This window comes from Acidiphilium sp. PM, from assembly GCF_000219295.1.
GTDB classification, from domain to species: Bacteria; Pseudomonadota; Alphaproteobacteria; order Acetobacterales; family Acetobacteraceae; genus Acidiphilium; species Acidiphilium multivorum.
Window position 1 is genome coordinate 1 of the sequence record NZ_AFPR01000083.1, and the last position, 15,868, is coordinate 15,868.

Consider the following 15,868-nt stretch of genomic DNA (forward strand, 5'->3'; position numbering starts at 1 on the left):
GATCTCGGCCCGGCCTGGATCTGGCCGGCCATGCAGCCGCGCGTGGCGCGGGCCGCCGCTGCACTCGGCCTCCGGCTCTACCGCCAGGCGGATGAAGGCGGCTTCGTGTTCCAGGACAGCGACGGGACGGCCCAGCGCCTGCCCCACGGCTTCGCGCAGGAGCCGCCGAGCATGCGGGTCGAGGGCGGGATCGCCGCCCTCGCCGAAGGATTCGCCGCCCGCCTCGCCCCCGGCACGATCCGGCTCGGCACCCGGGTCGAGCGGCTGGTCCTGGAGTCGGATGCGGTCGGCGTCGAGACCGGGGCGGCAGCGCTGCGGGCGCGGCGCGTGGCGCTGGCGCTGCCGCCGCGACTGGCGGCGACGATCGGCTTTGCGCCCGCCCTGCCCGCCGCTTCGCTGCGGCAGTTCGAGGCGGTGCCGACCTGGATGGCCGGGCACGCCAAGGCGCTGGCGATCTACGACGCGCCGGTCTGGCGCGCTTCCGGCCTGTCGGGCGGGGCCTTCAGCCGGTGCGGGCCGCTGGGCGAGATTCACGATGCCAGCCTGCCCGGTGCCGCGGGCGAGGCGGCGCTGTTCGGCTTCTTCGCCTGGCCGGCCGCGATGCGGGCGGCGCGCCGGGCAAGGCTGGAGGATGCGGTGCACGCCCAGCTCGCATCGCTGTTCGGCCCGGCGGCCGGATCACCGCGCGCGCTGCTGATCCAGGACTGGTCGACCGACGAGCTGACCGCGACTCCGGCCGACGCCCCGCCGCTGGCCGGGCATCCGGCCTATGCGCCGCTCGCCCTGCCCGCGCCGTGGCGCGGCCGCGTCCTGCTTTCGGGATCGGAGAGCGCGCCCGAATTCGGCGGCTATCTCGAGGGCGCGCTGGCCGCCGCCGAGGCAGCCGCCGCCATGAATGCGCAACATGGCGGCGGCCTTCCCGCGGCTGGCGTGGCAGCCGGGCGTTAGGCCCGGCCGCTGCGCATCCGCCGGAGGCGGAGGATGGTGTCGATGGTGATCGCAGCCAGCAGGATCAGCCCCTCGACGATGAAGCGCACCGATGAGGCGGCGCCGAGCAGGTTCATGCCGTTGCTGACACTCGCGATCACCAGTGCGCCGAACAGCGCGCCATAGACGCTGCCGCGCCCGCCGAACAGCGAGGTGCCGCCGATCACCGCCGCGGCGACGGCGTTGAGCATGATGTCGCCATTGCCGACCGAGGCGGAGGCGACGCCGAGGCGTGCCGCATCGAGATAGCCGGCGAGGCCGACAAGGAAGCCGGCGATGATGAAGACGGCGAGCTGAATCCCCTTCACCGAGATGCCGGCGCGGCGCGCCGCCTCGGCATTGCCGCCGACCGCGTAGAGATGCCGGCCGAAGCGGGTGGACTTGGTGACGAAGGCCGAGGCGAACAGCGCGATCAGGAAGATCATGAGCAGGAACGGCACGCCGCGATAGGCGTTCAGCATGAACACCGCGCCGAACAGCATGATGGCGACGCCGACCAGCCGCATCGTCGCGGCGAACCCGCCCTCGTGGCCGCTCGCCGTGCGCTTGCGGATGCCGTTCAGCGTGACCGCGGCATAGGCGCCGAACAGCAGCAGGCTCAGCACCCACGACCACAGCGGATCGAGATTGAGCGTGCCGATCGCGGTGGTGAAATTGTCCGCCAGCGGCACCGATCCGCCATGCGGCGTCAGGATCGCGAGCGTCAGGCCCTCGGCGATCATGCCGCCGCCGAGGGTGACGACGAAGCTCGGCACGCCGATCCGCGAGACCACCATGCCCTGGAGGAAACCAAGGCCGGTCGCCAGCGCGATTCCAAGCACGATGCCGACGCCGACCGGCAGGTGAAAGAACACCGTGGCCAGCGAGAACACCGACGCGGCGAGAACCGAGTTCCAGCCGATCGACAGGTCGATCATGCCGAGCAGGATGATGTAGATTTCGGCCAGCGCCAGCGTGCCGGTGACGACGATCTGGGCCGCGAGATTGGAGAGGTTGCGCGGGGTCAGGAAGTTGGCGTTCAGCGTCTCGAAGACGATCCAGATGACGATGAGTGCCGCGATCACCGGCAGCATGCCGAGATCGGTCGATTGCGCGACCCCGGTCAGCCAGCGCCTGAACGGGGATTTCTGCTCGGATTTCTGCTCCGGATGCTGCACGCTGCTCATGCCATGGCTCCTGCCGCGCCGGTCCCGGGAATGGCGAGCGTGCCGGTGATGGCGCCGACCACCTGCTCCGGCGTCACGTCGCTCTTGCGGGCTTCCATCACCGTGGCGCCGAGGCGCAGCACGGCGATGTTGTCCGCCACCTGGAAGACGTTCTGCATGTTGTGGGTGATGAGAATGACGCCATAGCCCTGCTCGGCGAGGTCGCGCACCAGGCGGAGCACCTCCGCCGTCTGGGCGACGCCGAGGGCGGCGGTGGGTTCGTCCATGATGACGAGCTTCGAATCCCACAGCACGGCGCGGGCGATGGCGACCGCCTGGCGCTGCCCGCCGGAGAGCGAGGCCACCGGCGTATCGAGCGCGGGCAGGTTGATCCGCAGCGTCTTCAGCACCCGCCGCGCTTCGAGTTCCATGTCGACATCGCGCAGCACATGCGGGCCGAGCGCGGTCGGCGTGCTGACGAGTTCGCGGCCGAGATAGAGATTGGCGCAGATGCCAAGATTGTCGCAGAGGGCGAGATCCTGATACACGGTCTGGATGCCCAGCGCCGTCGCCTCGGACGGGTGGCGGATCGAGACCGGCCTTCCCTCGAGCAGGATTTCTCCCTCGTCGATCGGCGCGACGCCGGCGATCGCCTTGATGGTCGTGGATTTGCCCGCACCGTTGTCGCCAAGCAGGGCGGTCACCTCGCCGCGGCGGACGGTGAAGTTCACGTCGCGCAGGGCGACCACGGCGCCGTAGCGCTTTTGCAGGCCGCGCACCTCAAGCAGGGGTGCTGCGGCGGGTTCAGCCGCGATTGCCGCACTCATCTCTCGTCCTCCCAAGCAAACGGCGGACGCGCGGGGCGTCCGCCGCGCCGTCAATGGTCCCGGATCAGGCGCCGTGGGCCTTGCAGATCTTGCCCTGGGCCGCGGGGCCCACACAGATCGCCTTCCAGGTGGTATAGCCCGACTTGATCACCGAGCCGGCGATATTCGCCTTGGTGACCACGAGCGGCTTCAGCAGGACCGACGGGACGTCGATCATCTTGTTGTTGGTCTTGCCGTTCAGCAGGCCGGCCGGCGGCTTCGTGTCGGTCGCCACCGCCACCGCGAGTTCCGCCGCCGCGGCGGCTTCCTCGGGGACGTATTTGAACACGGTCATCGACTGCAGGCCTTCGAGGATGAAGGTCAGGCCGCCATTGGTCGCATCCTGGCCGGTCACCGGCACCTTGCCGGCGAGGCCGACCGCCTGGAGCGCGCGGATCACGCCGGAGGCGGTGCCGTCATTCGCGGCGAGGACGGCGTTGACCTTGTTGTGCAGCCGGGTGAGCGCCTGCTGGCTTTCCTCGAACGCGTTCTGCGGGCTCCAGTCCGGCGTCATCACCGAGTAGGCGAGGTGCAGCTTGCCGGATTTGAAGAGCGGGCCGAGCACGTTCATCGCGCCCTTGCGGAAGTCGAACGCGTTCGGATCGGTCGGCGCGCCGTTGATCATCATCACGCTGCCGCCGGGCTTGGTGTGCTTGGCGATATACTCGCCCTGCAGCTCGCCGACCTTCGTGTTGTCGAACGAGACGTAGTAATCGGGCTTCGAATCCTGGATCAGACGGTCGTAGGAAATGACCTTGACGTGGTTGCGCGCGGCGTAGTTGACGATCGCGGCACCGGCCTTGCCGTCGACCGGATCGACGACGAGAACGTCCGCACCGTTCGAGATCGCGGATTCGGCCTGGTTGAGCTGGGTGTCGGGGCTCGAATTGGCGTTGCTGACGATCAGCTTGGCGTTCGGATCGGCCGCATGCGCCATCTTGATGAACCACGGACGGTCGACCTGCTCATAGCGCGGCGAGGAGTTCTCGGGCAGCAGGAAGGCGATCGTCGTCTTCTTGCTGCTGATCTGGTGCACGGAAGGCTGGGTGACCGACTGGGCGTGCGCGGCCGTCAGGCCGAAGGCGCCAACCGCCAGCGCGGACGCGGCAATAATCGTCGGGAACGCGATTTTCATGGTGTTTCCTCTTCCAAGAAATGATGGATCGAATTCCGGTCCTCCGCCGAACCGCGGAGCTCCAATTAATTTGACCCTTGTAGTAAATCGGTTGCTATCGTGAAGCCCGAACCATTGTCAAGCGGGAAATGCAGACTTGTCGCGGACGCTCGGCCGGCGGGGCCCTATTGCTTGGGTTCGTCGATCTCGCGCAGCGCGCCGGAACGCACGCTTTCCATCGCATTGTCGAGGATCCGCAGGATGGCCTCGTCGGGCAGCGAGGCGCTCAGCAGGTTCAGCGCGCCGCCGAGCAGGGCCGAGGCGATGGCGATGGTCGGGATCTCCTTCTCGACCATATGATGAACCAGCTGGTCGATGATCTGGCCGGCCTCGAGGATCTGCGCCTCGGTTGCTTGTTGGTGCATCTGATCATTCCCTTGCGTCATGAAATCGTTATGGCGGCGGCCGGCCCCTCAGGCCGGAGTCGTCGCGGGGCGGAGGGGAAGCTCGCGGGTGCGCGGGCCGGTGGCGAGGTCCTGTTCGGCCGAGGCCGCCTCGATCTGCTCGGACTGCGCGGCCCACATCGCGGCGTAGATGCCGCCGGCGGCGAGCAGCGAGGCATGGGTGCCGCGCTCGACGATGTTGCCGTCGCGCAGGACGAGGATCTCGTCGGCGTCGATCACCGTGGACAGGCGATGGGCGATCACCAGCGTGGTGCGGTCGCGCGCGACCTGCCGCAGCGCCGCGCCGATATCCTGCTCCGTCGCCGTGTCGAGGGCGCTGGTCGCCTCGTCGAGAATCAGCAGGCGGGGATCCTTGAGAATGGTGCGGGCGATGGCGACGCGCTGCTTCTCGCCGCCCGAGAGCTTGAGGCCGCGCTCGCCCACCGTGGTCGCATAGCCCTGCGGCAGCGACATGATGAAATCGTGGATCTGGGCGAGGCGGGCCGCGCGCTCGACCTCGGCATCCGACGCGCCGGGACGGCCATAGGCGATGTTGTAGCGGATGCTGTCGTTGAACAGCACGGTGTCCTGCGGCACGACGCCGATCGCGGCGCGCAGGCTCGCCTGTGTCAGGTCGCGCACGTCGATGCCATCGACAAGCACGGCGCCCTCGCTCACGTCGTAGAAGCGGAAGAGCAGCCGCGAAATGGTCGACTTGCCCGACCCCGTCGGCCCGACCAGGGCGATCTTGCGGCCGGGTTCGGCGCGGAAGGAGATGCCGTGCAGGATCTCCCGATCGGGGCTGTAGCCGAAGCGGACATCCACGAACTCGACCGGCACGGGAGCACCCCGCGCCGGCAGGGTTTTCGCATCCGCCCGGTCGGAGATCTCCTGCGGGGTGCGGAGGAGTGAAAACATCTGCTCCATGTCGACCAGGCCCTGCTTCAGCTCGCGATAGACGAAGCCGACGAAGTTGAGCGGCTGGTAGAGCTGGATCAGGTAGGTGTTCACCAGCACGAACTGGCCGACATTCAGCCGCCCGGCGACGACGCCGTTCGCCGCCATCAGCATCAGCACGGCAAGGCCGACGGCGATGATCGCGGCCTGGCCGAGATTGAGCGCGTTGAGCGTGACCTGCGAGCGGACCGCCGCCGTCTCGTAGGCGGCGAGGCTCGCGTCGAAGCGCACGCTTTCATGCGCCTCGTTGCCGAAATACTTCACCGTCTCGAAATTCAGCAGGCTGTCTATCGCCTTGGTCTGGGCGGCGTTGTCGGTCTCGTTCATCTGGCGGCGGAACTTTATGCGCCAGGAGGTGAAGCCGAAGGTGAAGCCGAGATAGCCGCCGACCGCGACCAGCGTGATCGCGGCATAGATCCAGTTGAACATGTGCCAGAGGATGCCGACCGTCAGCAGCAGTTCGATCAGCGTCGGCACCACGTTGAACACGGCAAGGCGCAGCACCGTCTGGATGCCGGTGGTGCCGCGCAGGATGATGCGCGAGAGCCCGCCGGTCTGCCGGTCGAGATGAAAGCGCATCGAGAGGTTGTGCAGATGCTCGAAGGTCTCGCGGCTGATCACCCGCGCCGCGCGCTGCTGCACGGCGGCGAAGAGCGCGTCGCGCAGTTCGCCGAAGCCGGACGAGGCGATGCGCACCAGCGCGTAGGCGACGATCAGCGCCGCCGGCACGGCGAGCGGGCCGGCCTTGGCCGACAGCACGTCCACCGCCCGCGCATAGAGGATCGGGATGATGACGGTCGCGACCTTGGCGAGGACCAGGCACAGGGAGGCGAGCACGACGCGGACGCGCAATCCGGGCTCGCGCTTGGGCCAGAGATAGGGCAGCAGGGAGCGCACGGTGGCGAGACTGCTTTCGCTCTTGGCAATGTCGACGGTTCGGGCCATGTCCGGCAGATGGCATGCAGTTCACGAAATGCAAATGGCCGGCACTGAGGAGCAGGTATCGGCCGCGCTGCTCGAACGTATCGCGCGGTGCCGCACGGCGGTTCTGCCGGGGCGACGGATTCCGCTCCATATCGGCGACGAGCCGGTCGGCTATGTCGGCGCCGCCCTGGCCGCGGACCTTGCGTTCTATGCGCGTCCCCATCCCGGCGGGCTGAGCATTCCGCCGGAAGAGGCCGCGCGGCTGAACGCGGTGGCGACCCCGCTCGGCCCGGCGCACGGCTTCCGCACGCGGGGCGAGTTGTTCGACGTGCGCAGCCGGATCGACGGACCGGTGCTCGCAACGCTCGACCGCGGGGCGCTGCCCGCCTTCGGAGTCATCGGCGTCGGCGTGCATCTGAACGGCTATGTGCGGCGGGCGGACGGGCCCCATCTGTGGATCGGCCGGCGGAGCGCGACGAAGAAGCTCGATCCCGGCAAGCTGGACAACCTGGTCGGCGGCGGCGTCTCTGCCGGAATGGGCGCGTTCGACACGCTGGCGAAGGAAGCTGCCGAAGAGGCGAGCATTCCCGCCGGCACGATCGCCCAAGCGCGGGCGGTGGCGCGGATCGCCTATGACATGGAGCGGCCGGAGGGGCTGCGGCGCGACCTGCTGGTCTGCTACGACCTCGAGCTGGACGAGTCGTTCCGCCCCGAAGCGGCGGATGGCGAGGTGGAATCCTTCAGCCTCGTCCCGGCCCGGGAGATGCTCGGCATCGTCGCCGGGACCGATGAGGTAAAGTTCAACGTCAATCTCGTGATCATCGATTTCCTGCTCCGCCACGGCGTGCTCGCCGATCCGAGCGACCGGGTGCGGGCGGCGCTCGCCGCCCAGCCGCCGGCGGCGGCGGATTGACGCGCCGCCGGGTGGCAGGGATCAGAAATCGAGGTCGGCGTAGTGCGGCGGCGGCGTGAAGCCGGAGACACGATCGTTCAGCAGCGGGCGGAAGGCCGGGCGGGACTTGATCCGCGCATACCATTCGCGGGCGGCCGGATTCACCGACCAGTCGATATCGCCAATGAAATCGAGGGCCGAGAGATGCGCCGCGGCGGCGAAATCGGCCAGCGAGAGATTGGCGCCAGCAAGATATTTCCGCCGCTCGGCGAGAAAGCCGATATGGCCGAGATGGGCGCGTAACGCCGCATAGCCGTCGCGGATGCGCGAGGGGTCGGGGGCGCCGCGCTTGGCCGCCGGCTTCATCACCTTCTCGTAGAGCAGGTTGCGCGACACTTCGGTGGCGAAGCGCTCGTCGAACCAGGCGGTGACGGCGCGGATCTCGGCGCGCTCGGCCAGCGTGCGGCCGATCAGGGAAATGTCCGGGTAAGCCTCGTCGAGATATTCGCAGATGGCGTTGGAATGGGGCACCACCAGCCCGTTCTCCTCGACCAGGGTCGGCACCGTGCCGGCCGGGTTCATCGCGAGGTATTCCGGGCGGCGCTCCCATGTCCGTTCGAGCTTGAGTTCGAAGGGCAGCCGCTTTTCGGCCAGCACGAGCCTGACCTTGCGGGCAAAGGGCGAGAGCGGGAGGTGATGTAGAATGCGCATGAACCGGCGTTATCGCAGGACGGCACCGGCGTGCAAGACGCGGCGGCGCCGTGCACCGCACGCAACCGTCCGTAGCATGTCATCACATTTATTCACTTTCGAGAATATCACAATTCCGTTACACTTAAAAGGCTGACGGACACACCCGTTGGGCTCAAGAAACGATATTTGGAGACACGCCATGAAACAAAGCTTTTCCAGCGAGGGCGGCGCCACGCGTCGTGCGACCCTGCTGGGCACCGCCTCGATCGCCGGACTTGCGCTTGCCTCGCGCGCCGGCGCGGCGGCGCCGCAGACCGTCACCCTGCCCTTCGCCAATGGCGAGCGGCCCATCGTGCCGGCGGGAACGTTTCCGCAAAAAGGCGAGATGATCCTGCAGCGGACCCGCGCGCCGCTGCTGGAAACGCCGTTCGAGGTGTTCCGGGACAACCTGTTCACACCGAACGACCGCGCCTTCGTGCGCTGGCACATGGCCGACTTCCCGGAAAGCATCGACACGGCGAAATACCGGATCAGGGTTTCGGGCCTCGTCAACAAGCCGGTCGAGATCACGCTCGACGAGCTGATGCACGGCTTTCCGATCCGCAAGATCGCTGCGGTGAACCAGTGCTCGGGCAACAGCCGGGGCTTCATCGAACCGCGGGTGCCCGGCGCGCAATGGGCGCATGGCGCCATGTACAATGCAATGTGGACCGGCGTGCCGCTCAGGCATCTGCTGGCCCGCGCCGGAGTGAAGGCCGGGGCGACGCATGTTGCGTTCCGCAGCCTCGAGCAGGGCGGCGGGCTGTATCCGGCGGATGTCAGATTCGAGAAGGCCATTCCGCTGTCACGCGCCAATGACGGCGAGGTGATGATCGCCTTCCAGATGAACGGCGCGAATCTGCCGCTGCTCAATGGCTACCCGGTCCGCCTCATCGTGCCGGGATGGTATTCGACCTATTGGGTGAAGATGCTCACCGAGATCGAGGTGATGGATCACCCCTCGACCGATTTCTGGATGGCAACCGCCTACAAGATCCCTGACACGCCGACCGGATCGATGACACCCGGTGAGCCGGGGATCAAGATGGTGCCGATCAACGAGATGAAGCCGCGCAGCTTCTTCGGCAGCGTCACCAACGGCGCGCGGCTGCCCGCCGGCAGACCCGTCGTGGTTCGCGGCTTTGCCTTCGGCGGCGGCAGCGCCCTGAAGTCCGTTGCCGTGTCGATCGACGGCGGGGCGAGCTGGCGCCCGGCCAGGCTCGGGCAAAACCATGGTGCCTATGGCTTCCGGGACTGGCAAATTCCGGTGCGCTTCCCCAAGCCGGGGGCCTATCGGCTGATGGTCCGGGCCACCAACGCGGCAGGGCACGTGCAGCCCGCGAAGGCAGGCTGGAATCCGGGCGGGTTCCTCTACAACGCCATCGAACATGTCGACGTCACGGTCGCCTGAGAAAGGACGGCAAGCCATGAAGATCATCAGCACATATTCCGCGCGCGCCGCTCTTGTTGCGCTCGCGGCGGCGACCGTCTGCGGCACCATTGCACTGGCGGCTGCACCCGGACCGACGCTGGGGCCGCTCTCGGTCAACGTTCCTTCTCCGGGTGGCTATTTCCAGGGCACGGGCGCGGAAATCCTGAACCAGCACTGCGTCACCTGCCACTCGGCGGGATTCGTTGAGCGGCAACCGAAGCTTTCCGCATCGACCTGGACAGTGGAGGTGACGAAGATGAAGAAAGCGTTCGGCGCGCCCTACGCGGAGGCCGACATCCCGAAGATCGTCGACGCGCTGGTGGCCCGGCAGAAGGCGATGAAATAGCCCAACTCAGCCGCCGCGATCGGCCTCGAAGAGGGACTGCAGTTCGGCGACGCTCTGCTCGATGCTGGCGACCACGCGCGACGGGTCGCCGGCAAAGCCGAGGGTTTCGGTGAGCAGCGCCTCGTCCCGCTGCCGGAACGTGAAGATGGTGCGCGCCGCCTCCTCGGCAGGAATGCCGAGTTCGCGCAGCGCGCGTTCGCCGAGTTCGAGGCTCGATGCAAAGGTTTCGCGCACGATGTGCTCGACGCCGCGATCCATCAGCAACTGGGCATGGCGGCGGTTCCGCGCCCGCGCCAGGATGGTCAGGTGCGGCAGGTGGCGGCGCGCGAGGTCGGCCACCCGGAGCGCCGCATCGGGATCGTCGAGTGCGATGACCAGCAGCTTCGCATTGCCCGCGCCGGCGGCGCGCAGGACGGTGAGCCGGGCCGGATCGCCGAAATAGGCCCGCGCGCCGAAGCGGCGGACGAAGGCGACATGTTCGGCGTTCTGGTCGAGGGCGACGAAGGGAATCCGTCGCACCGAGAGCAGCCGGCCGACGATCTGGCCGACCCGGCCGAAGCCGCAGATCAGCACCGGGACGACGGCGCCCTCCTCGATCGGGGTGGTCGGCGGCGTCTGCCGGCGGGCGATGCGCGGCATGACCCAGCGCTCGATGCCGGCGAAACCGAGCGGCACCACCAACATCGACAGGGCGACAGTGAGCGTCGCCAGCCCAGACTGGGCCCGGTTCAGCACCCCGGCACCGACGGCGGCGGCGAAGACCACAAAGCTGAACTCGCTGCCTTCCGGCAATGCAGCGGCAAAGCGCAGCGCGGTGGCCACGTTGCGGCGCTTCGCGAAGGCGACCACGAACCCGACCGCGGTCTTCACGACAAGCAGCGCGGCCACGGAAGCGACGATCAGCAGCGGTTCGCTATGAAACAGCGAGAAATCGACCGACATGCCAACCGAGATGAAGAAGAAGCCGAGCAGCAGGCCCTCGAACGGCTCGATATCGGCCTGGATGGCGTGACGGAACTCCGAATCCGACAGCAGCGCGCCCGCCATGAAGGCGCCGAGCGAGGCCGACAGTCCGGCCCAGTGGGCCAGAGCCGCCGTGCCGACGACGATCAGCAGCGTCATCGCGGTGAACACCTCGGGGGTGCGCGCACCGCCGATCAGGCGGAAGACGCGGTCGGCGAGGACCATGCCGCCGAACAGGATCGCCGCCACCGCCAGCACCGCCCGCCCGACCGCGAGCCAGGGGACATTGTGGGCGAAATGCGCGGCGACATCCGCCGGGGCCGCGCCGGCGGCGAGATGGCTCGCCAGCGTATTGCCGACGAGCAGCGGCACCAGGGCGACCAGGGGGATGAAGGCCATATCCTGGAACAGCAGGACGGCGAAGGCATCGCGGCCGGAGGCGGCGCTGAGCAGGTTGCGCTCGTTCAGCATCGGCAGGACGATGGCGGTGGAGGAGAGCGACAGGCCGAGGCCGACCACCGTCGCCGCCGGCCAGCCGAGTCCGGCGAAATGGGCAAGGACGGCCAGAATGGCGGCGCTCGGGATCATGTGACCGAAACCGAGGCCTAGGATGGTCTTGCGCAGGATCCAGAGCCGGTGCGGGCGAATCTCCAGCCCGATCAGGAACAGCAGCATGGTCACCCCGAGCTCCGACACGCTGCGGATTTCGGAGATGCCGGTGACGAGGCGCAGGCCGGCCGGACCGATGATGAGCCCGGCGAACAGATAGCCCACGATGCTGCCGACCCCGAGGCGACGCGCCAGCGGCACCGTGACGACCGTGGCCGCGAGCAGTGCGACGAGGGTGATGATCATTGGGCCGGTTCCCCGAAACAGGCATGAGCGTGGATTGTGGGCCGCGGATGGTCAGGCAGTACCGGCGCGCGGAAGCGGACCGGCGGAATGACCCTGCCACCGGCCGGCGCGCCCGCCAACCGGCCCGATCGCGACAGGGCGGCCATTCCGTTTCCATCCCATGCCAATCGTGCGACAAACCCTTACGTAAGGCGGCGTGAGAACAGGATGATCGGGATGAACCACGATTTCGACCTTTTCGTCATCGGCGGCGGCTCGGCGGGGGTGCGGCTCGCGCGGATCGCGGCGGGGCATGGCGCGCGCGTCGGCATCGCCGAGGACCGGCACTGGGGCGGCACCTGCGTGAATATCGGCTGCGTGCCAAAGAAGCTGATGGTGATGGCGGCGGAGTACGGACTTGGCGCCGCCGATGCGCGCGGCTTCGGCTGGGACATGCGCGCCGTCGCGCATGACTGGCCCGGTTTCATCGCCGCCAAGGACCGCGAGATCGGCCGGCTGAACGGCGCCTATACGGGACTGCTGGAGCGGGCCGGCGCCACGATCTTCAATGCGCGGGCGCGGTTTCTCGGCCCGCATACGCTGATGGTGGGCGAGCAGCACGTCACCGCCGACCGGATCGCGATCGCGACCGGCGGCCAGCCGCTCCGGCCCGCCATTCCCGGCGCGGACCTCGCGATCGTCTCGGACGACGCCTTCCACCTGCCGGCGCGGCCGGAGCATGTCGTGATGGTCGGCGGCGGCTATATTGCTGTGGAATTCGCCGGAATCCTTGCCGGCCTCGGCTCGAAGGTGGACATCGTCTACCGCCAGCCGCTGCCGCTGCGCGGGTTTGACCCCGACCTGCGGGCGGGGCTGGCGGAGGCGCTGGCGGCGAACGGGATTGGCGTGCATCACGGCGTCGAGCCCGTGCGGATCGAGGCGGCGGGCGCGCGGCGGCGCCTGCATCTGTCGAACGGGCACATGATCGAGGCGGATTGCGTGTTTTTCGCCACCGGAAGGGCACCGAACGTGGCGGGCCTCGGGCTGGACAAGGCCGGCGTGACGGCCGGGCCCGGCGGCGCGATCCCGATCGACGAGGATTATCGCACCAATGTCCCGCACATCTTCGCGCTCGGCGACGTGACCGACCGGCTGAACCTCACCCCGGTCGCCACCGCCGAGGGCCACGCCCTGGCGGACACGCTGTTCGGCAACCGGCCGCGCCGCATCTCCCTCGCCAATGTGGCGAGTGCGGTCTTCTCGATCCCGCCGCTCGCCACCGTCGGCGTGACGGAGGACGCGGCACCCGACGGCGCGAAAGTGTTCGTCGCGCGGTTCACGCCCATGCGTCACACGCTCAGCGGACGCGCGCGGAAAACGATGATGAAGCTGATCGTCGACGCGGAGACCGACCAGGTCATCGGCGCGCATATGCTGGGCGAGGACGCCGCCGAGATCATGCAGGGGCTTGCCGTGGCCATCACTGCCGGGGCGACCAAGGCGGATTTCGACCGCACGATCGGCATCCACCCGACTGCGGCGGAGGAATTCGTAACCCTGCGGACGGAGACACGACGGGTGAACCGCGGCGGCGAATCGGCGAAGCCGCGGGCGGCGGAGTAGCGCGCCCGCCCGGTTTTGGCTTATAGGCCCTTCTCCAAGGAGATCGCCATGAACGACGCTGACACGACGATGCATGATCCGGCGGGCTGGAGCCCGGAATCCTGGCGGGCGAAGCCGATCAAGCAGGTGCCGACCTATCCCGACGCGGCGAAGCTCGCTGCGATGGAGGCCCGCCTGCATGGCTATCCGCCGCTCGTCTTCGCCGGCGAGGCGCGGCGCCTGAAGGCCTCGCTCGCGCTGGCGACGGAAGGCAAGGCGTTCATCCTGCAGGGCGGCGACTGCGCCGAGAGCTTCGGCGACTTCACCGCCAACGTCATCCGCGACACGTTCCGCGTGCTGCTGCAGATGGCGGTGGTGCTGACCTTCGGCGGGTCGGTGCCGGTGGTAAAGCTCGGCCGCATGGCCGGCCAGTTTGCCAAGCCGCGCAGTTCGGACAGCGAGACGATCGACGGCGTCACCCTGCCCTCCTACCGCGGCGACATCATCAACGGGCCGGATTTCACCGCCGAAGCCCGCATTCCCGATCCGGCGCGGATGGAGTTCGGCTATTTCCAGTCGGCCGGCACGCTCAACCTGCTGCGCGCCTTCGCCTCGGGCGGCTACGCCGACCTGCACCAGGTGCATCGTTGGAACCTGGATTTCGTGCGCCGCTCGCCGCTCGCCGAGCGCTACCGCGACCTCGCGGCACGGATCGACGAGACGCTGCAGTTCATGGCCGCCTGCGGCATGACCAGCCAGTCGACCCCGCAGATCCACGAGACCGAGTTCTACACGAGCCACGAAGCGCTGCTGCTGCCCTACGAGCAGGCGCTGACGCGCGTCGATTCGACGACAGGCGATCATTACGCCTGCTCGGCGCATTTCCTCTGGATCGGCGACCGCACCCGCCAGCTCGACGGCGCGCATGTCGAGTTCATGCGCGGCGTGAAGAACCCCATCGGCATGAAGGTCGGCCCGAGCATGGACGAGGACGACATGCTGCGCCTGATCGAGCGCCTCGATCCGGCGAACGAGGCCGGGCGGCTGACGCTGATCGCGCGGATGGGCGCGGAGCAGATCGCCGCCAAGCTGCCGAAACTGGTGCGGGCGACAAAGCGGGAGGGCCGCAATGTGGCCTGGCTGTGCGACCCGATGCACGGCAACACGATCACGACATCCGGCAAGGTGAAGACCCGCCGGTTCGATGCGATCCTGTCGGAAGTGCGCGGCTTCTTCGACATTCACGAGGCCGAGGGAACCACGCCGAGCGGCGTGCATGTCGAGATGACCGGGCAGGACGTGACCGAGTGCGTCGGCGGCGCGCGGCAGCTTTCCGAGGCCGATCTCGGGGCCCGCTACGAGACGTTCTGCGACCCGCGGCTGAATGCCGAGCAGTCGCTCGAACTCGCCTTCCTGATCGCGGCGGAACTGAAGACCCGTCGCGCGCCCCGCGGCACCGCGATCGCCGCCGAGTAAATGACCCGCGCCGCACGCCGGGCGGTCCCGCGCCCCGATCTCGACGCCGGGATCGCGGCGCGGACCGATGCCTATTTCAACCGGACCAGGGCGATCGTCGCCCGGTTCGGCGATGCGCGGGTCACCTACGCCCTGTTCATGCGCCGCCCCGTTGTCTCCGCGCCGATGCTGATGCTGCGCTGGCTCGACGAGGTGATGGAGGCGCGCGGCGAGCATGTCGAGGTCGAACTCGCCCGGCCCGAGGGATCCTGGGTAGGCGCAGGCGAGCCGATTGCCTATGTGACCGGCAGTTTCGTGGCCCTGGTGGATCTCGAGACGATCCTGCTGCAGAAGCTCGGCCCGGCCTGTGTGGCCGCGCACAATGCCTATCAGATGTGCGCCGCCCTGCCGAAAGCCGCCTTTCTCGCGATGGAATCCCGCCACTGCGCGGGCGCCGAGATGGAAGAGATGATGGCCTATGCGGCGTCGGTCGGTTCGCGGGCGGCGCGGGCCGAGGGCGCGCGCGGCTTCATCGGCAACGCCACTGACGAGACCGCGCATTATTTCGGTGCGCCGCATGGCTATGGGACCATGCCGCATGCGCTGATCGGGTATGCCGGCAGCACCGTGCGCGCGGCCGAGATGTTCCACGAGACCTTTCCCGAATCCGACCTCACGGTGCTGACCGATTATTTCGGCCGGGAAGTGACCGATGCGCTTGCCGTCTGCCGGCGGTTTCCCGAGCTGGCCGATGCGGGCCGGCTGTCGATCCGGCTCGACACCCATGGCGGCCGCTTTCTCGAAGGGCTTGACCCGCAGGAGAGCTACGCGGTGATGGAGCGGCACGCGCCCGGCGCGATCCGCCGTTACCGCAGCCATAGCGAATTGCGCTACCTGATCGGCACCGGGGTGTCCGCCGCCGCGATCTGGCGGCTGCGCGAGGTGCTGGACGATGCGGGTTTCGTGCGGGTGAAAATCGTCGCCTCGTCCGGCTTCGGTGTCGAGAAGTGCAGCGTGATGGCGGATGCGCATGTGCCCGTCGACGTCGTCGGGACAGGGAGCTTCATTCCCGAGACATGGAGCGAGACTTACGCAACGGCGGATGTCGTCGCCTATGACGGCGAGCCGCGGGTCAAGCTCGGCCGCGAATTCCTGCTGCGCGAGCGGGCCTGACGC

The 15,868-nt window shown here is 68.2% G+C and carries 14 protein-coding genes; 7 read left to right on the forward strand and 7 right to left on the reverse strand.

The window, feature by feature from the left end; genetic code table 11:
* A partial coding sequence (locus tag APM_RS03425; RefSeq protein ID WP_007421961.1) for an FAD-dependent oxidoreductase occupies positions 1-948 on the forward strand: 948 nt, incomplete at its 5' end.
* Here the strand turns inward: APM_RS03425 and APM_RS03430 are convergent.
* The 5 genes from APM_RS03430 to APM_RS03450 form a co-directional block, all read right to left on the reverse strand.
* Positions 945-2,153 carry a sugar ABC transporter permease gene (locus APM_RS03430; protein WP_007421962.1) on the reverse strand — a complete coding sequence of 403 codons (1,209 nt, stop codon included), beginning with the start codon at positions 2,151-2,153 and terminating at the stop codon, positions 945-947. The two genes, APM_RS03425 and APM_RS03430, sit on opposite strands and share 4 nt — an antisense overlap.
* A complete protein-coding gene (locus APM_RS03435) occupies positions 2,150-2,959 on the reverse strand; it encodes an ATP-binding cassette domain-containing protein (RefSeq protein WP_007421963.1) in 810 nt (269 codons plus the stop codon). Before APM_RS03435 ends, APM_RS03430 begins: the two co-directional genes overlap by 4 nt.
* A 64-nt stretch (positions 2,960-3,023) precedes the next feature.
* Complete coding sequence (locus APM_RS03440; RefSeq protein ID WP_007421964.1) at positions 3,024-4,133, reverse strand: sugar ABC transporter substrate-binding protein; 1,110 nt, start codon at positions 4,131-4,133, stop codon at positions 3,024-3,026.
* A 164-nt stretch (positions 4,134-4,297) separates the two neighbouring features.
* Positions 4,298-4,537 carry a hypothetical protein gene (locus APM_RS03445; RefSeq protein ID WP_007421965.1) on the reverse strand — a complete coding sequence of 80 codons (240 nt, stop codon included), beginning with the start codon at positions 4,535-4,537 and terminating at the stop codon, positions 4,298-4,300.
* A gap of 48 nt (positions 4,538-4,585) precedes the next feature.
* The gene (locus APM_RS03450; protein ID WP_007421966.1) at positions 4,586-6,457 is read right to left on the reverse strand and encodes an ABC transporter ATP-binding protein/permease; all 1,872 of its coding nucleotides are present in this window, start codon (positions 6,455-6,457) and stop codon (positions 4,586-4,588) included.
* Between the two features lie 34 nt (positions 6,458-6,491).
* Between APM_RS03450 and APM_RS03455 the strand changes: the two genes are divergently transcribed.
* Positions 6,492-7,349, forward strand: a complete 858-nt coding sequence (locus APM_RS03455) for an NUDIX hydrolase family protein (protein WP_007421967.1) — start codon at positions 6,492-6,494, stop codon at positions 7,347-7,349.
* A gap of 21 nt (positions 7,350-7,370) precedes the next feature.
* On the opposite strand, the gene APM_RS03460 is transcribed toward APM_RS03455, so the two are convergent.
* Positions 7,371-8,039, reverse strand: coding sequence for a glutathione S-transferase family protein (locus tag APM_RS03460; RefSeq protein WP_007421968.1), 669 nt, complete (start codon positions 8,037-8,039; stop codon positions 7,371-7,373).
* Between the two features lie 181 nt (positions 8,040-8,220).
* Here APM_RS03460 and APM_RS03465 point away from each other — a divergent pair, with 181 nt between their 5' ends.
* Complete coding sequence (locus tag APM_RS03465; protein ID WP_007421969.1) at positions 8,221-9,471, forward strand: molybdopterin-dependent oxidoreductase; 1,251 nt, start codon at positions 8,221-8,223, stop codon at positions 9,469-9,471.
* 16 nt (positions 9,472-9,487) lie between these two features.
* Positions 9,488-9,838 (forward strand): hypothetical protein, encoded by a 351-nt coding sequence (locus APM_RS03470; RefSeq protein WP_007421970.1) that lies wholly within the window; start codon positions 9,488-9,490, stop codon positions 9,836-9,838.
* 6 nt (positions 9,839-9,844) lie between these two features.
* On the opposite strand, the gene APM_RS03475 is transcribed toward APM_RS03470, so the two are convergent.
* Positions 9,845-11,656: a cation:proton antiporter gene (locus tag APM_RS03475; protein WP_007421971.1), complete on the reverse strand. Its 1,812-nt coding sequence runs from the start codon at positions 11,654-11,656 to the stop codon at positions 9,845-9,847.
* A 216-nt stretch (positions 11,657-11,872) separates the two neighbouring features.
* Between APM_RS03475 and gorA the strand changes: the two genes are divergently transcribed.
* The 3 genes from gorA to APM_RS03490 are packed head-to-tail and all read left to right on the forward strand — an operon-like array spanning position 11,873 to position 15,865.
* Positions 11,873-13,258, forward strand: coding sequence for a glutathione-disulfide reductase (gene gorA, locus APM_RS03480; protein WP_007421972.1), 1,386 nt, complete (start codon positions 11,873-11,875; stop codon positions 13,256-13,258).
* A 48-nt stretch (positions 13,259-13,306) separates the two neighbouring features.
* A complete protein-coding gene (locus APM_RS03485) occupies positions 13,307-14,713 on the forward strand; it encodes a class II 3-deoxy-7-phosphoheptulonate synthase (protein ID WP_007421973.1) in 1,407 nt (468 codons plus the stop codon).
* Positions 14,714-15,865: a nicotinate phosphoribosyltransferase gene (locus APM_RS03490; RefSeq protein WP_007421974.1), complete on the forward strand. Its 1,152-nt coding sequence runs from the start codon at positions 14,714-14,716 to the stop codon at positions 15,863-15,865.
* Positions 15,866-15,868 lie beyond the last annotated feature (3 nt).

Coding starts and splice junctions, on each gene's coding strand:
- APM_RS03470 (WP_007421970.1), top strand. CDS start 9,488: ATGAAGATCATCAGCACATATTCCGCGCGCGCCGCTCTTGTTGCGCTC.
- APM_RS03455 (WP_007421967.1), top strand. CDS start 6,492: ATGGCCGGCACTGAGGAGCAGGTATCGGCCGCGCTGCTCGAACGTATC.
- APM_RS03465 (WP_007421969.1), top strand. CDS start 8,221: ATGAAACAAAGCTTTTCCAGCGAGGGCGGCGCCACGCGTCGTGCGACC.
- APM_RS03430 (WP_007421962.1), bottom strand. CDS start 2,153: ATGAGCAGCGTGCAGCATCCGGAGCAGAAATCCGAGCAGAAATCCCCG.
- APM_RS03475 (WP_007421971.1), bottom strand. CDS start 11,656: ATGATCATCACCCTCGTCGCACTGCTCGCGGCCACGGTCGTCACGGTG.
- APM_RS03460 (WP_007421968.1), bottom strand. CDS start 8,039: ATGCGCATTCTACATCACCTCCCGCTCTCGCCCTTTGCCCGCAAGGTC.
- APM_RS03490 (WP_007421974.1), top strand. CDS start 14,714: ATGACCCGCGCCGCACGCCGGGCGGTCCCGCGCCCCGATCTCGACGCC.
- APM_RS03435 (WP_007421963.1), bottom strand. CDS start 2,959: ATGAGTGCGGCAATCGCGGCTGAACCCGCCGCAGCACCCCTGCTTGAG.
- gorA (WP_007421972.1), top strand. CDS start 11,873: ATGAACCACGATTTCGACCTTTTCGTCATCGGCGGCGGCTCGGCGGGG.
- APM_RS03485 (WP_007421973.1), top strand. CDS start 13,307: ATGAACGACGCTGACACGACGATGCATGATCCGGCGGGCTGGAGCCCG.
- APM_RS03440 (WP_007421964.1), bottom strand. CDS start 4,133: ATGAAAATCGCGTTCCCGACGATTATTGCCGCGTCCGCGCTGGCGGTT.
- APM_RS03450 (WP_007421966.1), bottom strand. CDS start 6,457: ATGGCCCGAACCGTCGACATTGCCAAGAGCGAAAGCAGTCTCGCCACC.
- APM_RS03445 (WP_007421965.1), bottom strand. CDS start 4,537: ATGCACCAACAAGCAACCGAGGCGCAGATCCTCGAGGCCGGCCAGATC.